This window comes from Luteimonas viscosa (genome assembly GCF_008244685.1).
GTDB classification, from domain to species: domain Bacteria; phylum Pseudomonadota; class Gammaproteobacteria; order Xanthomonadales; family Xanthomonadaceae; genus Luteimonas; species Luteimonas viscosa.
This window is the reverse complement of the sequence record NZ_VTFT01000001.1, coordinates 1,566,573-1,583,399: the sequence shown is the minus strand read 5'-3', so window position 1 is coordinate 1,583,399 and position 16,827 is coordinate 1,566,573. Positions and strand designations below refer to the sequence as shown.

Sequence of the window (16,827 nt, the reverse complement as noted above, 5' to 3'; positions counted from 1 at the left end):
CGCGCGGTATATTCCCGCCCTGCATCGTCACGGGGACCATCATGGCCGAAGGCGGACACGCCTTGCTTGAAGCGATCGAACGCGAAACCGGACCCGATCCGGCATGGAGCGTGCTGTGGCTGCACGGACTCGGCGCCGACGGCAGCGACTTCGTGCCGATCCTGCCCGAGCTGGTGCGCCGCGACTGGCCGGCGATGCGCTTCGTGTTCCCGCATGCGCCGGTGCGCGCGGTGACGATCAACAACGGCATGCGCATGCGCGCCTGGTACGACATCCGCGACTTCGACGACCTGGCCAATCGCGCCGATGCCCAGGGCGTGGCGGAATCGGTCGCGCAGGTCGGCGCGCTCATCGACCGCGAGGTCGCGCGCGGCATCCCCGCCTCGCGCATCTTCCTTGCCGGCTTCTCCCAGGGCGGCGCGATCACGCTCGCCGCGGGCCTGCGCCGCAGCGAGCCGCTGGCCGGCCTGGTGGGATTGTCGACCTACCTCCCCGACGCCGCCAATGCCGCCCGCGCGGTGACGCCCGCGGCGAAAGCGCAGCCGCTGTTCATGGCCCACGGCACCGCGGATCCGGTGGTCCCCTTCGCCGCCGGCGAGCAGAGCGCGGCGTGGATGCGGCAGCAGGGGTTCGACGTGGAATTCCACCGTTATCCGATGCCGCATTCGGTCTGCATCGAGGAAATCAAGGAACTCGGCGACTGGATGTCGCGCCGGCTGGCCGCGGGCTGATCGATGCCCGGGCCGCCGCGCGCGGGATGGTGCCACCCCTTGGCCGCGGCTAACATGGTGGCGAGTTCACGACCGCTGGACCGGATGCCCCAGTGAAGATCGTCATCGCCGACGACGAACCGCTCGCCCGGGAACGGCTGCGGACCCTGCTGGCCGAGCAGCCGGGGGTCGAGGTCGTGGCGGAGGTCGGCGACGGCCACGAGGCGCTGCATGCCTGCGCCGCGCACGATCCGGAACTGGTGCTGCTCGATATCGCCATGCCCGGCATCGACGGGCTGGAGGTCGCGCGCCACCTGCAGGCGTTCGAGCCGCGCCCGGTGGTGGTGTTCTGCACCGCCTACGATGCGCACGCGCTGTCGGCGTTCGACGCCGAGGCGGTGGACTACCTGGTCAAGCCGGTGCGCCCGGAGCGGCTGGCTTCGGCGTTGCAGCGCGCGCGTGCGCTCACCGCGGGTCGCCAGGCGGGTACCGAAGGCGCGCGCGGGGGCAAGCGGCGAACCCATCTGTGCGCGCGACTGCGCGGCAGCCTGCGCCTGATCCCGGTCGAGGACGTGCGCTACCTGCAGGCGGAGGAAAAGTACGTCGTCGTCCACCACGCGCGTGGCGAGGACCTGATCGAGGAATCGCTGAAGGCGCTCGAGGACGAGTTCGGCGACCGCTTCGTGCGCATCCACCGCAACTGCCTGGTCGCGCGGCACGAGCTGGTCGAGCTCAAGCGCGGCCTCGATGGCCACGTGCACGCGATCCTGCGCCACGGCGACAAGCCGCTGGAAGTCAGCCGTCGCTGCGTCGCACAGTTGCGCGACACGATCCGGCAACTGTAGCCGGCGTTCCCGCGAACCTGATGGACACCGCCAGCGTGCGGGCGCGTGGCGCGTTCCTGCGGGATAATGCCCGCATGACCGCATCGCTCCGCATCGCCACGCGCAAGAGTCCCCTGGCCCTGTGGCAGACCGAACACGTGGCTGCGCGCCTGCGTGCGGAGCATCCGGGGCTCGACGTCTCGCTGGTGCCGCTGAGTACCCGCGGCGACGAGGTGCTCGACCGCTCGCTCGCCGCGATCGGCGGCAAGGGGCTGTTCCTCAAGGAGCTGGAGGTGGCGATGCAGCGCCACGGTGCCGACTGCGCGGTGCATTCGCTCAAGGACGTGCCGATGGAGCTCGAGCCCGGCTTCGTACTGCCGGCGATCCTGGCGCGGGCCGATGCCGCCGATGCCTTCGTCAGCAACCGTTTCGAGGGGATCGACGCCCTGCCGCCGGGCGCCCGTGTAGGCACCTCGTCGCTGCGGCGGCAGGCGCAACTGCGCGCGCGCCGCCCGGACCTGCAACTGCTGGACCTGCGCGGCAACGTGAACACGCGGCTGGCGAAGCTCGACGCCGGCGACTACGACGCGATCGTGCTCGCCTGTGCCGGCCTGCAGCGGCTCGGGTTCGAAGCGCGCATCCGCGCGCGTCTCGAAGCGCCGGACTGGTTGCCGGCACCCGCGCAGGGCGCGATCGCGATCGAATGCCGCAGGGACGCCTCCGCCGTGCAGGCGCTCCTTCGCGTGCTCGACGATGCGCCGACCCGGCGCTGTGTGGAGGCGGAGCGCGCGATGAACCGCGCACTGCACGGCAGCTGCCACGTGCCGGTGGCGGCGTTCGCGCGCGAGCGCGAAGGCCGGTTGCACCTGCAGGGGCTGGTCGGCAGCGCCGTCGACGGACGCCTGGTTCGCGCCGATGTGGTCGGCGACGAGGCGGAGGTGCTCGGCCGCGAAACCGCGCGCCGGCTGCTCGACGCCGGCGCCGGCGAACTGCTCGATCTGCCTGGCTGAGCAGGTGTCCGGCGTCGTTCGGGCGTCTGTGGAACAGCAGATTCGTTGGCGGAACGCCGGACAACGTACCGGAGCGCGGATGGAGACGGCCGAGCGCCGGCAATTGGCATCCCGGCAGGCTGGCGAGAAACCTGACGGGTGCCTCAGAAGGCGTAGCGCAGTCGCACCGAGCCCTCGCGATCGGTGCGCCCGTCGCCGCCGTTGCCGGCGCTGTCGTGGCGTACCTCCAGGTCCCCGAGCAGCGACCACTGCGGGTCGAGCTGCAGGTCGAGGCCGATCGTCTGGCGCACGAAGGCATTCTCGCGGCCGCGTTCCACCCGGACCTGCTGGTTGATCTCGGCGCGCTCGCCGACGCGCTGCGACAGCCGCAGCTGGCCGGTCGCCACCGGTCCCTGCGCCGCCGTCCCGTAGTTCGCATAAGGCTGCAGGCGATAGCCGGTACCGAACTCGATCTGGACCTGGGTCTGCCCGCTGCGCACGGGCTCGAGGCCATAGCGCGTGTCGACGAGGGCGGCGCCGCCGGTGGAATAGAACCAGTCGCGGCGCGACGCCGGCGAATGCAGGCCGATGTAGCGGCGCGTGGCCAGGCGGGGCAGGCGCTGCGGCTCGATCGCCGGAATCGCGCCCGGTACCGGCGCGCGGACAAGCGTGCGCCTCGTGACGCGCGAGGCGGTCCATTCGGCATCGGCGCAGGCCAAGCGCAGGCAGGGCTGACGCAGCGAAACCTGCCCGGAGGCGACCGCAATCGCCGCCGGCAGGGCCGGCGCTTCGGGCAAAGGCTGCATGAATACCGGCAGGCCGACCACGGCCAGCCACCAACTGGCGAACATCCCGACTCCGGTGGAAACGATTACCCGGGCATTGTGACGCGGCGCACCATGATTGCAAATGAACGGTGTGCCCGTAGGCCGGTTTCTACGTCCAGCGGCGACCGCGCGGGCGGGGCAGGATCAGAACGGGAAAAACCGCGGGATCAGGAGGATCGCGGCGGTGCAGAACACCACGTTGAGCGGCAGGCCGATGCGCACGAAATCGGAGAAGCGGTAGCCGCCGGCGGTGAAGACCATGGTGTTGGTCTGGTAGCTGATCGGCGTGGCGAAGCTGGTCGACGCCGCGAAGGCCACCGCGACCAGCAGCGGCTTCGGGTCGACGCCGAGCGATTCGGCCGCGGCCAGCGCGATCGGCACCACCAGCACCGCCGAGGCGTTGTTGCTCATGAACTCGGTGGCGATCGCCGTCATCAGGTACACCGCCGCCAGCGCCGCCAATGGCCCGTAGCCGCCGAGCGAATCGATCATGAACTCCGCGGCCAGCGCCGCGCCACCGGTCTTCTGCAGCGCGATGCCGAGCGGGATGATCCCCGCCAGCAGCAGGATCACCCGCCAGTCGATCGCGCGGTAGGCCTCGTCCGGATCGATCAGCCGGAACACCAGCAGCGCTCCGCAGCCGATCAGTGCGGCGACCACGATCGGCAGCCAGCCCAGCGCGACCGCGCCGATGGTGGCGATCATCACCAGCACCGACATCAGCGCGCGGAACACGTCGACCTTGGCTTCCTTGTGGGTGCCCAGCACGATCATGCCCTTGTCTGCGCGCAGGTCCTCGATCGCTTTCTCGGGGGCGTCGAGCAGCAGCACGTCGCCGACGCTGAGCTCGACATGGTCGAGCGGCTGGCGGATGTCGAGCAGCCGGCGATGGATGCCGTGGACGCGGGTCCGGTACATGTGCCCGAAGCGCATTCCCGCCAGGGTATGCCCGATCAGGTGCGAACCCGGGGAGACCATGGCCTCCACCTGCACCCGCCCGGCCGTGATGTCGCCGTCCAGGTCGCGCGAGACGTGATCGAACCGGAGCCTGCGCGCCTTGCGCACCGCCGCGATCTGCCTCCACTCGCCGCGCAGCAGCAACCGGTCGCCCTCTCGCACCACGGCGGCCTCGCCGTGGACCGGGTCGCCGTTGCGCAGGATCTCCAGGACCAGGACGTCGTCGATGGTCGCGGGCACCACCTGTTCGCGGCGCAGGTCGATGGCGTCGGAGTCCGCCGGCACCAGCAGTTCCGCGACGTAGCGGCCGACGTGCTCGGTGTCGTCGCTGCCGGGAATGCCGCGGTCGGGCAGCAGCCAGCGGCCCACCGTCATCAGGTAGAGCATGCAGATGCCGACGAAGACGATGCCCAGCGGCGCGAATTCGAACAGGGTGAAGCCGATGCCCGCCGATTCGCGCGCCATCGCGTCCACCAGCAGATTGGTCGAGGTGCCGATCAGGGTGCAGGCCCCGGCCGCCTGCGACATGTACGACAGGGGGATGAGGAACCTGGAGGGCGCCCACCTGTTGGCGGTGCTCGCGGCGATCACCAGCGGCAGGAACACGGCCACCGTGGCGGTGTTGTTGATGAAGGCCGAGACGCACGACACCAGCACCAGCATCAGCAGCAGGAACAGCCAGCGCCAGCGGATCTTCGAGAGCAGCTCGCCGATCGCCACCAGCGCGCCGTTGCGCTGCAGCGCCGCGCTCAGCACGAACATGGCCCCGACCATGACCGTGGCCTGGCTGCTGAAGCCCGAGAGCGCTTCGGGCACGGTGACCACGCCGCTCGCCAGCAGGGCGGTCATCACCAGCAGCGCCACCACGTCCATCCGCACCTTCTCGGTGACGAACAGGTAGATGGCGCCGGCCAGGATGGCCAGCGTCAGCCACAGGGCCATGCCGGCCTCCCGTGGCTCGGGGCGTGCGCGGCCGCGCCCGGTCGTGGCGGCCGGGATGCGGGGATGCGCGCCTGCGGCGCGGTTGCTGTCGTCCTGCTGGCCACGCCGATCCGCCGTCGTCCTTCATCCGTCCCGACGGACATGGTGGGACGCCTGCCGCGACGCTGCAATCCCGCGCGCCCGAAACCACGGCGCAATGCGCCCCGGGCGACGCCAACCGGTGGCCGACGGGCGCATAATCCGGCCATGGACCGATACGAACGCATCCTTTCCCTGCACCGCATCCTCAAGACCTCGCGCTACCCGGTGACGGTCGCGCGCCTGCAGCAGGAGCTCGAATGCTCGCGCGCCACGGTCTACCGCGACCTGGCGTTCCTGCGCGACGCGCTGATGGCGCCGGTGGTCGGCGACGGCGAAGCCGGCTTCCGCTACGACGCCGAGGAGGGCGGGCGTTTCGAGCTGCCCGGCCTGTGGCTCAATTCCGACGAGCTGCACGCGCTTCTGGCCGCGCAGCAACTGCTCTCGCGCAGCGGTGGCGGCGTGCTGTCGAATGCGCTGGCGCCGCTGCAGGCGCGCATCGACAAGCTGCTCGACGAGCACTCGGCCGGCAAGCACTGGCCGGTGGAACGTGTGCGGGTGATCCCGCACCGCGGCCGGCGCATGGACGAGCACGCGTTCCGCACCGTCTGTTCCGCGGTGCTGCAGCGCAAGCAGCTGGCGTTCGACTACCGCGCGCGCTCGACCGACGAGAAGACCCGGCGCACGGTGTCGCCGCAGCGCATCACCCATTACCGCGACAACTGGTACCTCGATGCCTGGGACCACGAGCGCGAGGCGCTGCGCAGCTTCTCGGTCGACCGCATCGGCGCCGCGCGCGTGCTCGATGCCGTCGCGCGCGATGTCGAAGAGACGCAGCTCGACACCCACCTGGCCGGCAGCTACGGCATCTTCTCCGGCCCGCCGAAAGGCGTGGCGACGATCGTGTTCAGCGCCAAGGCCGCGCGCTGGGTGGCCGACGAACACTGGCACTCGCAGCAGCAGGGCCGGCACCTGGCCGACGGCCGCTACGAGCTCAAGCTGCCCTACAGCGCATCGCGCGAACTGCTGATGGACGTGCTGCACTACGGCGCGGACGCCGAGATCGTCGAGCCGCCGGCGCTGCGCGAGCAGGCCAAGTCGCTGCTCCAGCTCGCCCTGTCGAACTACGACCGCTGATGGCGGTGGGCGAGGCAGCGGAAGGCGCGCCGTCGCGGGCGCAGCGCGAGCGCATCGCGCTGGTGCTCGGCGCCGGCGGCGCGCGCGGGCTGGCGCAGATCGGCGTGATCGAGGTGCTGGAGGAACGCGGCTTCCGGATCGACGCGGTCTGTGGTTCTTCGAGCGGCGCCCTGGTTGGCGGCATCTTCGCCGCGGGCAGGCTGCGCGAATTCGACGAGAGGCTGCGTGCCATGTCGCGACGCGACTTCCTGCGCCTGCTCGACCCCGGCTGGCGGCGCTCGGGCCTGCTGCGCGGCCTGCGCCTGGTCGAGGCGATGCGCGAGGTGGTCGGCGATCCGCTGATCGAGTCGTTGCCGGTGGAGTTCACCGCGGTCGCGGTCGACCTGCAGCGCCAGCGCGAGGTCTGGATCCGCGATGGGCGGCTGTGGGACGCGCTGCGCGCCTCGTTCGCGATCCCGGGGCTGTTCACCCCGCACCGGATCAATGGGCGCGCGCTGGTGGACGGGGGGCTGCTGGCGCCGTTGCCGATCGCGGCGACGCGGATGTCGGACGCGCACCGGCTGGTCGCCGTCGACATGCACGGCTGGCCGCGTCGCCCGCCCGGCGAGCCCGCGCAGCCGCAGGCCGGCGAAGATCCGTCCCTGGCCGGGCGCTTCGGCGACTGGCTCGAACGCGCGGCCCTGCGCATGGCCGATGGCGAGGACACCGCCGTCGATCGCGACGCGCTGCGCATGGGACTGCCCGAGATCATGTCGCGGTCGCTGGACACGATGCAGGCGCAGATCGCACGCGTGCAGCTGGCGATGGATCCGCCCGAACTGCTGATCCGGATCCCGCGCGATGCCTGCCAGTTCTACGAGTTCTGGCGCGCCGCGGAGCTGATCGACCTCGGGCGCGCCACCGCGACCAGGGCGCTCGACACTGCCGGCTACTGATAGCGCGGCGGCATCGTCCGCGGGCGCCGGGAAGGCGTCGCAGTCCCTGAGATGACGGCCGGCGAGGCTGTGCGCCACGACAGGAGCGACCGCCATGACCCGAACCGAAGCCCGTCCCCCACGCCGCGACGCCCTTCCCGTCGTCGAGCGGCTGCTGCTCGGCACCTTGTTCCTGGCCGCGGTCGTCCTGCTGTCGTTTCCCGCCGCGCGCGGCGCCGGCCAGATGCTCGGCTGGACGCCGTTCTGGCTGCTTGCGCTCCCGGCCACCAGCCTGCTTGCGACGCGACTGCTGGCGTGGTCGCGCCGCGGCGTCGCGACCGGAGCCGCAGTGGCGCTGCCGTCGCGTCGCCGTGCGCCGGCGATACCGGGCGCGCGTCGCCGCGCCATGCCACGGCGACAGGCCGCGCGCGCACTCGCGGCGATCGCGCTGCGCTGAGTCTTCGTCTTCCGGGTGGGCCCAGGGACGGGCTTGTCCGGGAACCGGGAATCGTGTTGGCGCGCCGATGCCGCTGCATGCTGGTCCAGCCCTCACCCTGCCCCCTGCCGCAACGGGTGGGCTCCCCGCCGATGTGCGGCTCCTGGCGCCGCTGCTGTCCGGGCGGGTACGCAGACAGCGGGCCGCGCCCGGAGCATCGCGTACCGGCTAGCGCAGCACCAGCGGTGGCTCCCCGCCGACGATCACCACGTCCGCAGGGCGGCGCGCGAACAGGCCCACCGCGACCACGCCCGGAATCTGGTTGAGTTCGGCCTCCAGCGCGACCGGATCGACGATACGCAGGCCATGCACGTCCAGCACCCAGTTGCCGTTGTCGGTGACCACGCCCTCGCGCCACACCGGTTGCCCGCCGGTCCTGGCCAGGACTTCGCGCGCCACCAGGCTGCGCGCCATCGGGATCACCTCGATCGGCAGCGGGAAGCGGCCGAGCACGTCGACCTGCTTGGCCGGGTCGATGATGCAGACGAAGCGCGTACTGGCCTGGGCGATGATCTTCTCGCGCGTCAGCGCCGCGCCGCCGCCCTTGATCAGCCGCCTGTGCGGATCGCATTCGTCGGCGCCGTCCACGTACAGCGGCAGCGGGCCGGCGGCATTGAGGTCGAGGACCTCGATCCCGTGCCGGTGCAGACGCTCCGTGCTCTGCTCCGAGCTGGACACGGCGCCGGCGATGCGGTCGCGGATCCGCCCCAGCGCATCGATGAAGAACGCGACCGTCGAGCCGGTGCCGACCCCGACGACCATGCCGTCCTCGACGAACTCGATGGCTTTTTCGCCGGCCAGGCGCTTGGATTCGGACATGGGTTGTGGGGATTGGTGACTGGTGATTCGTGATTAGGGGTCGAAATTCGCGGTGCAGGCTGTCATCCCGAGCGCAGCGAGGGATCCGGGCGACGTGGCATCGGGAGCGAGATCCCTCGCTGCGCTCGGGATGACACGGGCTTCTTCCGAATCACCAACCACGAATCCCCCGGATCACCGGTCACCGCTACTCGAGCGCCAGCAGCACTTTCCACTGCGCCGCGGTCACCGGCATCACCGACAGCCGCGTGCCCTTGCGGATCAGCGCGAATTCCTCTCCCAGCGCCTCGGCGTGACCGCGGATCTCGTCCAGCGGGATGCCGCGATCGAACTTGCGGACGAACTTCACGTCCACCAGGTCCCAGCGCGGCTGTTCCTGCGTCGCCTTGGGGTCGTAGTACTTGGACTTCTTCCTGAACTGGGTCGGATCGGGATAGGCGGTGCTCGCCACCTCGCCGATGCCGTAGATCCCCGGCACCTGCGTATTGGAGTGGTAGAACAGCACGCCGTCGCCGACCTGCATCTGGCGCATGAAGTTGCGCGCCTGGTAGTTGCGCACGCCGGTCCAGGGCTCGGTGCCGACGCGCTCGAGGTCGTCGATCGAGAAGTCGGTCGGCTCGGATTTCATCAGCCAGTAGCGCTTGCGGGAACTCATGCGGGGACCAGGAAGGTGTCGGATTCGGTGCAGACCGCGTCGAGCGGGATGTCCCAGGGTTCGGACGGGATCGCGTCGGCCTGCTGCATGGAGAACGCCGCGCCCACCAGCCGCGGCGGGCCGGCTTGCGCGGCACGGAACGCGAAGCTGCGATCGTACCAGCCGCCGCCCATGCCGAGCCGGTGTCCGCGCGCGTCGAACGCCACCAGCGGCACGATGGCGAGTCCGAGCGCGGACGGTGGCAGCAGGGCGTCGGCAGGCACCTGCGGCTCGGGGATGCCGTAGCGGTTGTTCGCCAGCGGCGCGCCCGGCGTCCATGGCGCGAAGCGCAACGTCCGGTCCCCGTGCAACACCGGCAGGCAGTAGCGCACGCCCCCGGGCAGGCGCAACTGCCAGGCGTGCAGCGCGATCTCGCCGTCCATCGCCCAGTAGCCGCCGACGAAGCCGGAGCGCGGGGCGAAGGGCAATGCCAGGAGCCGTTCGGCCAGCGGCTCGGCCGCGGCGATGCGCGCGGGCGCCGGCAGCGCGCGACGGCGCGCGCGCATCTCGCGTCGCAGCGCGTCGCGTTCAGACGTCATCGAGGGATTGCGCGGGGGTCATGCCCGCCATTGTGCCGGGGGCGGCATGGCCGCCGGAAGCGCGGCGTGCGAAGCGGCCTGGCGGTTCCGCCCGATGGGGCGTCGAGTCCGCCGCAGAATGGATACGTCCTCCGCCATGCCGATGCCTGCGAAACGACCTTGAACCCGGGGTTCAAGTGGGAGCGTTCGGTTTCCATCGGGCTTCCCGCTACAAGGCGGACCTGCACTCCCGGATTCCTCGCGCCCCCGTGGTCGTCATTAAGGGACAAGGCGAATGTTGCGCATGCCGTCGGACAGGGCAGAGGACGCGAATGCAGTATAGCCCGCCGCCATTTCCTGCCAAGCCCGTTCGTCGGCAGTGGCATGCCGCGGTTCATGCCGCGCATGCGCGGCATCAGCGCGCGTCGATCAGGCCGTCGAGCTTGCGCTGCAGGTCCTCGAGCAGGCGCGCCATCTCGCGATCGCGCTGCTCGTTCTCCACCCTCACCTGCTGAAGTTCGTGCGCGAGGTTGAGTGCCGCGAGCACCGCGACCCGGTCCACCGCCGCCATGCGGTTGCTGCCGCGCACCTCGCGCATGCGCCCGTCGAGCAGTTTCGCCGCGGCCATCAGGCTTTCGCGCTCGTCGGCGGCGACGCCGACGGTGTACTCGCGGTCGAGGACGTGGACGCTGACCGCTTCGCTGGTGCCGCTCATGCGCGCGCGCTCACGTGTGCTGTTCCAGCGACTTGAGCCGCGCGATCATCGCCTCCACCCGCGAACGCGCCTGCTCGTTCTTGGCCAGCAGCTGCGAGCGCTCGCCGGAGATCTGCTCGTGCTGCTGGCGCAGCGACCGGTTCTCCTCGGCCAGCTTCTGGGCGCGCTCGACCAGCGCGTCGATGCGCCCGGTCAGGGCGCGGAGCTGGGCGATGACGTCCGGGCGGTCCATATCGGCACGATAGGCAGCGGGCAGGGGGCGGTCAAGGCGCCGCCAGCGACCGCGGCGGCGTCGCCTCCTGGGCCGGGGGTCGCCAGTTGCGGATGAAGGCCAGGCAGGTATGGGCGTCGAGCGGTTGCGACAGCCAGAATCCCTGCACCTCGTCGCACTGCTGGCCGCGCAGGAAGCGGACCTGGGCCTCGGTTTCCACGCCCTCGGCGACCACGTTCAGGCCCAGGGAGTGGGCCATGGTGATGACCGTGCTGGTGATCGCGGCGTCTTCCGGGTCGTGGGTGAGGTCGCCGATGAAGGCCTTGTCGATCTTGATCGTGGTGATCGGCAGCCGTTTGAGGTAGGCCAGCGAGGAATATCCGGTGCCGAAATCGTCGATCGCCAGCGAGACGCCCAGTTTCCGGAACGCCTGCAGCTTGGCCGCCGTGTGCTCGGCATTGGCCATCAGCACGCTCTCGGTGAGCTCGAGCTCGAGCGCGCTCGGCGGCAGGTCGATGTCGGCGAGCACCCGGCTCACCACCTCCGGGAAATCGCCGCGCAGCAACTGCAGCACCGAGACGTTGACCGAGACGGTGAGGTCGGTCAGACCGTGCTGGCGCCAGCGCTGCAGGGTCAGGCAGGCCTCGCGCAGCACCCATTCGCCGATTTCCAGGATCAGGCCGCTTTCCTCGGCCATCGGGATGAAGTCCGCCGGCGGGATCTCGCCGTGCTCGTCGCTGTGCCAGCGCAGCAGCGCCTCGACCCCGGTGATCCGGCCTTCGGCCAGCGCCAGCTGCGGCTGGAACACCAGCCGCAGCTCGCCGCGGTCGAGCACCTTGCGCAGCGCGCCGGAAATGGTGGCGCGCTGGCGCACCACCACGTCCATCGCGTCGTCGTAGCGCATGAAGGTGCGCCGGCCCGCGGCCTTGGCCTGGTACATCGCGGTGTCGGCCTGCTTGAGCAGCTCGGTCGGCACGTGGGCGTGGTCGGGGTAGAGGCTGATGCCGATCGAGGGCGAGATCGCGATCTCGCGTCGGTCGTCGAGCAGCAGCGGCGCCTCGAACGCCATGATGATCTCGCGCGCCACCCGGTCGGCCTCTTCCGGGGTCTCCAGGTTCTCCAGCACCACCGTGAACTCGTCGCCGCCCAGGCGCGCGACGGTGTGGTGCATGCCCACGGTCTGCTGCAGGCGCGCGGCGGCCGCGCGCAGGATCCGGTCGCCGGCGGCGTGGCCGAGCGAATCGTTGACGTCCTTGAAGCGGTCCAGGTCGAGGAACAGCACCGCGATCCGGTTGTCCTCGCGATGCGCGCGCACGATCGCGCGCGACAGGCGCTCCGAGAGCAGCGAGCGGTTGGGCAGGTTGGTCAGGGTGTCGAAGTTGGCGAGGTAGCGCAGCTCCTGCTCGGCGCGCTTCTGCTGGGTGATGTCGTTGAGCACCGCCACGTACAGGATCAGCTGGCCGTTCTTGTCGTAGACCGTGCTCGACTCGATCTGGCACAGGAACTCCTCGCCGTCCTTGCGCCGCTGCCAGATCTCGCCGTTCCAGCGACCCTTGCGCCGGATCTGCTCGCGGATGTGCTGGTAGAAGGCGGCGTCGTGCTGGAGGCTGTCGAGCACGCTGGAATTGCGGCCGATCACGTCCTCCTCGTCGTAGCCGGTCATGCGCAGGAACGCCGGGTTGACCGAGACGAAGTCGAAGTTGCGGTCGATCACCGCCACCGCCTCGTTCATGCTGCGCAGCACTTCGCTGGAGATGCGCAGTTCGCGCTCGGCCGCGCGGGTGCCGGTGATGTTGAGCGCGGTGCCGGCGATCCGCCGGATGTGGCCCTGCGGGTCGCGCGCCACCGCGCGTCCGCGGGCGCGCATCCACACCCAGCCGCCCTTGGCATCGGCCACGCGCAGCTCGGCGAGGAAGGTGTCGGTGTGGCCGGCGAGGTAGTCCTCAACGCGCTGGCGCACCATCGGCAGGTCGTCGGGATGGACCACGTCGCCCACCGCCGAGATCTCCTCGGCCAGCTCCCCGGACGGGTTCTCGCGGGACTCCGCGGCCAGACGGTGGATGTTGCCGTTGCCGACGTCGTAGGCCCAGTAACGCTCCCCGGTCGCCCAGAGCGCGAGCTTCAGGCGCTCCTCGCCGTCGCGCAGGCGATCGATGTAGGACCGCTCGCTCTGTCGCCGCCGCAGGCTGATGAACAGCAGGGCGAGCAGCAGCAGCGACGCGACCACCGCCGCGAGCAGCAACTGCAGGTCCCCCGGATTGGTCGGCACGCGGAGAACCCCTGCGCTTTGCGTCCTTGAATGACCGAGTGTAGGCGCCCGCGGCGGCCGGCAACAAGCGGCGGCGCGTCCGGCGTGGACATGCGATGGCGCATGGTCGCATGCAGCGGCGCGGACGACGTTCTAGACTTGTCGCATCCGCAGGAGGAACCATCCGTGTCCGAGCCCTTGCCGCCGCTTCAGGACGTCGATTCGGCCAGTCGCGACCGGCGGCTGGGCGTGGGCGCCAGCGAGCTGCACGGCGCGCTCTGCGGCTGGCTGGCCGGCGGCGGTTCCGATGGTCCCGACTGGCTCGGCAAGGTGCTGGTGGACCAGGAACTGGCGCCGGTCGCCCCGGGCGATACGCTCGACCGGTTGCGCGCGGCCACGGCGTCGCAGCTGGAGGATCGCGACTTCGGTTTCGCGCTGCTGCTGCCCGATGACGAGGCGTCGTTGCTGGTGCGCAGCGGCGCGCTGTTCGACTGGTGCCGCGGTTTCGTCGGCGCGTTCGGGCTGGCGGCCGGCGCGTCGCCGCCACTGTCGGAGGAGGGCGGCGAAGCGCTCGCCGACCTGGTGCGCCTGGCCGCGGCCGCGCCCGAGGCGGGCGGCGACCAGGAGGACGAGGACGCGCTGGCCGAGATCGAGGAATACGTGCGGGTGGCGGCGCTGCTGCTGCATGGCGACTGCACCCTGGGTCCGCGTCATCGCGGGCGCCTGAACTAGGGGCGGTGGCGATGCGCGCGGTCACCGGGATCCCGGCCCAGGGCTATGTCCGCCGTCGCCGGCAGCTGATGCGGATGGCGGGCGAGGACGCGATCCTGGTGCTGCCCTCCGCGCCGGAGCGGGTCCGCAGCCGCGATACCCACTATCCGTATCGGCAGGATTCCGACCTGTGGTACCTCACCGGGTTCCCGGAGCCGGAGGCGGTGCTGGTGCTGGTGCCCGGCCGCCGCCATGGCGAGGCGTTGCTGTTCTGCCGCGAACGCGATCCCGAACGCGAGGGCTGGGACGGACCGCGTGCCGGGCCGGAAGGTGCGGTAGAGGCCTACGGCATGGACGATGCCTATCCGATCGACGACCTCGACGAGATCCTGCCGGGCCTGCTCGAAGGCCGCACCCGGGTCTACTACCACTTCGGGCTCGACACCGAGTTCGACCTCAAGCTGATCGGCTGGCTCAACCGGGTGCGCGCGCAGGTGCGTCTCGGGGCGCAGCCGCCACACGAGTTCCTGGAGCTGGGCCACCTGCTCGACGAGATGCGGCTGTTCAAGTCGCGCGACGAGCTGAAGCTGATGCGCCGCGCGGCGCGGATCAGCGTGCAGGCGCACGAGGCGGCGATGCGCGCGGCCCGGCCGGGCGTCCACGAGTACGAGCTGCAGGCGGAACTGGAACGCGTGTTCCGCGCCGCCGATGCGGAGCCCGCCTACGCCAGTATCGTCGGCGCCGGCGCCAATGCCTGCGTGCTGCATTACCGCGCCAACCGCGGGCAGGCGCGCGACGGCGACCTGGTGCTGGTGGATGCCGGCGCCGAATACCGCGGCTACGCCGCCGACATCACCCGCACCTTCCCCGCCAACGGCCGCTACACCCGGGAGCAGCGTGCGCTGCACGACCTGGTCGCGGCGGCGCAGGCCGCGGCGCTGGCGCAGGCGCGCCCGGGCGTGCCCTACGAGGCCGGGCACCATGCCGCGGTCGAGACGCTGACCGAAGGCCTGCTGTCGCTCGGCCTGCTCAAGGGCAAGCTGGAGAAGACCATCGCCGACGGCGGCTACAAGCGCTATTACCGCCACAAGACCGGGCACTGGCTCGGCCTGGACGTGCATGACGTCGGCGACTACCGCATCGATGGAGAATCGCGCCTGCTGGAACCGGGAATGGTCTTCACCATCGAACCGGGGCTCTACGTTCCGGTCGACGACACCGGCGTGCCGGCGAAATGGCGCGGGATCGGCATCCGCATCGAGGACAACGTGGCGATCACGCAGGATGGCCACGAACTGCTGACGCAAGGGCTGGCACGCAGCGCGGACGAGATCGAAGCGTTCATGGCGGCACGTTGAGGGCCGCGGCCAGGCTCGTGTCGACATGCGCGCGGATGAGCCGGGCACGGCCGAAGCCCCATCGGTCATCGCGATGGGGCGCACTGCCGGTGGGTCCCGGGTGCGCTTCGCTTACCCGGGCTACGGGCTGGCGCGCAGCGCGGAGGAGATCGAGGCGTTCATGGCGGCGCGTTGATCACGGCTGCCGCCCGAAGCGGACGGGTGCCGGCGGGGCAGGCGAAGGTCCTGCCTGCCAGGTGCTCGCGGCTCAGCCCGCGAGCAATGTGCGCAGCGCGCCATAGTCGTTCGCGAGCCGCGACGACGTCGCCGGGCGTGCGAGGCACTCCGCCAGTGCCGCCGGCAATTGCACCGGATGTCCCACCAGCGGTTCGACGATGCCCTCGAACTTGGCCGGATGCGCGGTGGCCACCACCGCCCAGGGCCGTGCGTCCCCGGACGCGCGCAGGTCTTCCAGCAGCTTCAGACCGGTCGCGGTGTGCGGGCAGGCGACGATGCCGTGGCGTGCCGGCGCGTCGCGGATGGCGTCGCGGATGGTCGCGTCGTCGATCGAACGGGCGATGAAGGCGGCGCGCAGCGCGGCATCGTCCGCGTGCCAGTGCCGCAGCCGCTCGAAGTTGCTCGGCGCGCCGACGTCCATCGCGTTGGCCAGCGTGGCACGGGTGGGCTGGGCGGTATAGTCGCCACCGGAAAAGTAGCGGGGCAGGGTGTCGTTGGCGTTGCAGGCCAGGCGGATCTCGCCGACCGCTGCGCCCATCGCCCGCGCCACGAACGCGGCGCTGGCGTTGCCGAGATTGCCGGTGGGCACGATGAAGTTGAGTGGCTGGCCGTGGCGGGCATGGAAGCTGGTCGCCGCGTGCGCGTAGTAGGCCGCCTGCGGCAGCAGCCGGCCGAGGCTGATGCTGTTGGCCGAACCCAGCGGCACCCGTGCGCGCAGCGCCTCGTCCGACAGCGCCTGCTTGGCCAGGCGTTGGCAGTCGTCGAAGCTGCCGTCGACGCGGTACGCGGCGACGTTGTCGCCCCAGCACTCCAGGCCATGCGCCTGTCGCGGCGAGACCTTGCCCTCCGGATACAGGATCAGCACCCGGAACCCCTCTCGGCGATGGAACGCGGAGGCGACCGCCGCGCCGGTGTCGCCGGAAGTCGCGACGACGATCGTGGTCGGTGGCGCGTCCGGATCGCGCAGGGCCTCCAGCGCGCGCGCGAGGAAGCGCGCGGCGTAGTCCTTGAACGCGGCGGTGGGGCCGTGGAACAGTTCCAGCAGATGGTCGCCCGTCCCTCCGAGCGGTTGCAGCGGCGCGTCGAAGCAGAAGGCGTCGGCGCAGATCGCGTCGAGCCGCCCGCGCAGGGCGGAAGCGGTGAAGTAGGGCGACAGGGTGCGCGTCGCCATCGCCGCGAGCGTCGTCGCAGGCGCGGAAAAGTCGGGCCGCGGGAACCGTTCGGGCACGTAGAGGCCGCCGTCGGGCGCCAGTCCGGCGACGAGGGCGACATCGATGGACGTCGGTGGAACCTGTCCGCGGGTGCTGGTGAACTGCATGGAACGCAAGGCCTCGTTGTGCGGGTTCTAGGGGGAATGCCGGAAACACCAGCGTAAGGGTCGACTTTTCTCCGCGCTGCCGCGATGCGGCTGTGCCCTGGCGAAAAAGTCGACCCCGACCGTCGATCGCCGGCCCGCCACCGGT

The 16,827-nt window shown here is 70.9% G+C and carries 18 protein-coding genes and 1 other RNA gene; 9 read left to right on the top strand and 10 right to left on the bottom strand.

What is annotated here, in order from left to right; translation table 11 throughout:
* The first annotated feature begins 62 nt into the window (after window positions 1-62).
* The 3 genes from FZO89_RS07085 (at window position 63) to hemC (ending at window position 2,544) form a co-directional block, all read left to right on the top strand.
* Complete coding sequence (locus FZO89_RS07085) at window positions 63-731, top strand: alpha/beta hydrolase (protein ID WP_262378559.1); 669 nt, start codon at window positions 63-65, stop codon at window positions 729-731.
* A 92-nt stretch (window positions 732-823) separates the two neighbouring features.
* Window positions 824-1,555, top strand: a complete 732-nt coding sequence (locus tag FZO89_RS07080; protein ID WP_149102585.1) for a LytR/AlgR family response regulator transcription factor — start codon at window positions 824-826, stop codon at window positions 1,553-1,555.
* 74 nt (window positions 1,556-1,629) lie between these two features.
* Window positions 1,630-2,544, top strand: a complete 915-nt coding sequence (gene hemC / locus FZO89_RS07075; RefSeq protein WP_149102584.1) for a hydroxymethylbilane synthase — start codon at window positions 1,630-1,632, stop codon at window positions 2,542-2,544.
* Window positions 2,545-2,687: 143 nt separating this feature from the next.
* On the opposite strand, the gene FZO89_RS07070 is transcribed toward hemC, so the two are convergent.
* Window positions 2,688-3,374 carry a DUF481 domain-containing protein gene (locus FZO89_RS07070; RefSeq protein WP_149102583.1) on the bottom strand — a complete coding sequence of 229 codons (687 nt, stop codon included), beginning with the start codon at window positions 3,372-3,374 and terminating at the stop codon, window positions 2,688-2,690.
* 120 nt (window positions 3,375-3,494) lie between these two features.
* On the bottom strand, window positions 3,495-5,249 hold the full coding sequence (locus FZO89_RS07065; RefSeq protein WP_149102582.1) for an SLC13 family permease: 1,755 nt from the start codon (window positions 5,247-5,249) through the stop codon (window positions 3,495-3,497).
* A gap of 246 nt (window positions 5,250-5,495) precedes the next feature.
* Here FZO89_RS07065 and FZO89_RS07060 point away from each other — a divergent pair, with 246 nt between their 5' ends.
* The 3 genes from FZO89_RS07060 (at window position 5,496) to FZO89_RS07050 (ending at window position 7,835) form a co-directional block, all read left to right on the top strand.
* Window positions 5,496-6,464, top strand: coding sequence for a helix-turn-helix transcriptional regulator (locus FZO89_RS07060; protein WP_149102581.1), 969 nt, complete (start codon window positions 5,496-5,498; stop codon window positions 6,462-6,464).
* Window positions 6,464-7,399, top strand: a complete 936-nt coding sequence (locus FZO89_RS07055) for a patatin-like phospholipase family protein (protein ID WP_149102580.1) — start codon at window positions 6,464-6,466, stop codon at window positions 7,397-7,399. The genes FZO89_RS07060 and FZO89_RS07055 overlap by 1 nt, the downstream gene beginning before the upstream one ends.
* A gap of 94 nt (window positions 7,400-7,493) precedes the next feature.
* Window positions 7,494-7,835 carry a hypothetical protein gene (locus FZO89_RS07050; protein WP_149102579.1) on the top strand — a complete coding sequence of 114 codons (342 nt, stop codon included), beginning with the start codon at window positions 7,494-7,496 and terminating at the stop codon, window positions 7,833-7,835.
* Window positions 7,836-8,042: 207 nt separating this feature from the next.
* Here FZO89_RS07050 and rpiA read toward each other — a convergent pair whose 3' ends face one another.
* The 7 genes from rpiA to FZO89_RS07015 form a co-directional block, all read right to left on the bottom strand.
* Entirely contained in the window at window positions 8,043-8,693 is a 651-nt protein-coding gene (gene rpiA / locus FZO89_RS07045) for a ribose-5-phosphate isomerase RpiA (RefSeq protein WP_149102578.1), read from the bottom strand.
* A 187-nt stretch (window positions 8,694-8,880) separates the two neighbouring features.
* Window positions 8,881-9,348, bottom strand: a complete 468-nt coding sequence (locus tag FZO89_RS07040) for an EVE domain-containing protein (protein ID WP_149102577.1) — start codon at window positions 9,346-9,348, stop codon at window positions 8,881-8,883.
* Window positions 9,345-9,926 carry a 5-formyltetrahydrofolate cyclo-ligase gene (locus FZO89_RS07035; protein ID WP_149102576.1) on the bottom strand — a complete coding sequence of 194 codons (582 nt, stop codon included), beginning with the start codon at window positions 9,924-9,926 and terminating at the stop codon, window positions 9,345-9,347. The genes FZO89_RS07040 and FZO89_RS07035 overlap by 4 nt, the downstream gene beginning before the upstream one ends.
* Before the next feature lie 124 nt (window positions 9,927-10,050).
* Window positions 10,051-10,234, bottom strand: a non-coding RNA gene (ssrS, locus tag FZO89_RS07030) — 6S RNA.
* An 86-nt stretch (window positions 10,235-10,320) separates the two neighbouring features.
* Window positions 10,321-10,620: a cell division protein ZapA gene (locus tag FZO89_RS07025; protein WP_149102575.1), complete on the bottom strand. Its 300-nt coding sequence runs from the start codon at window positions 10,618-10,620 to the stop codon at window positions 10,321-10,323.
* Window positions 10,621-10,630: 10 nt separating this feature from the next.
* Window positions 10,631-10,852, bottom strand: coding sequence for a TIGR02449 family protein (locus tag FZO89_RS07020; protein ID WP_149102574.1), 222 nt, complete (start codon window positions 10,850-10,852; stop codon window positions 10,631-10,633).
* A 31-nt stretch (window positions 10,853-10,883) separates the two neighbouring features.
* Window positions 10,884-13,100: a putative bifunctional diguanylate cyclase/phosphodiesterase gene (locus FZO89_RS07015; RefSeq protein ID WP_149102573.1), complete on the bottom strand. Its 2,217-nt coding sequence runs from the start codon at window positions 13,098-13,100 to the stop codon at window positions 10,884-10,886.
* A 165-nt stretch (window positions 13,101-13,265) separates the two neighbouring features.
* Here FZO89_RS07015 and FZO89_RS07010 point away from each other — a divergent pair, with 165 nt between their 5' ends.
* From FZO89_RS07010 to FZO89_RS18475, 3 genes are read left to right on the top strand one after another with little or no spacing between them, the layout of a single operon-like run.
* The gene (locus tag FZO89_RS07010; RefSeq protein WP_425480425.1) at window positions 13,266-13,811 is read left to right on the top strand and encodes a UPF0149 family protein; all 546 of its coding nucleotides are present in this window, start codon (window positions 13,266-13,268) and stop codon (window positions 13,809-13,811) included.
* 11 nt (window positions 13,812-13,822) lie between these two features.
* The gene (locus tag FZO89_RS07005; protein WP_149102571.1) at window positions 13,823-15,148 is read left to right on the top strand and encodes an aminopeptidase P N-terminal domain-containing protein; all 1,326 of its coding nucleotides are present in this window, start codon (window positions 13,823-13,825) and stop codon (window positions 15,146-15,148) included.
* Between the two features lie 25 nt (window positions 15,149-15,173).
* Complete coding sequence (locus FZO89_RS18475) at window positions 15,174-15,323, top strand: hypothetical protein (RefSeq protein ID WP_187471069.1); 150 nt, start codon at window positions 15,174-15,176, stop codon at window positions 15,321-15,323.
* Window positions 15,324-15,395: 72 nt separating this feature from the next.
* On the opposite strand, the gene thrC is transcribed toward FZO89_RS18475, so the two are convergent.
* Window positions 15,396-16,682, bottom strand: coding sequence for a threonine synthase (gene thrC, locus FZO89_RS07000; protein ID WP_149102570.1), 1,287 nt, complete (start codon window positions 16,680-16,682; stop codon window positions 15,396-15,398).
* Between the last annotated feature and the right edge of the window lie 145 nt (window positions 16,683-16,827).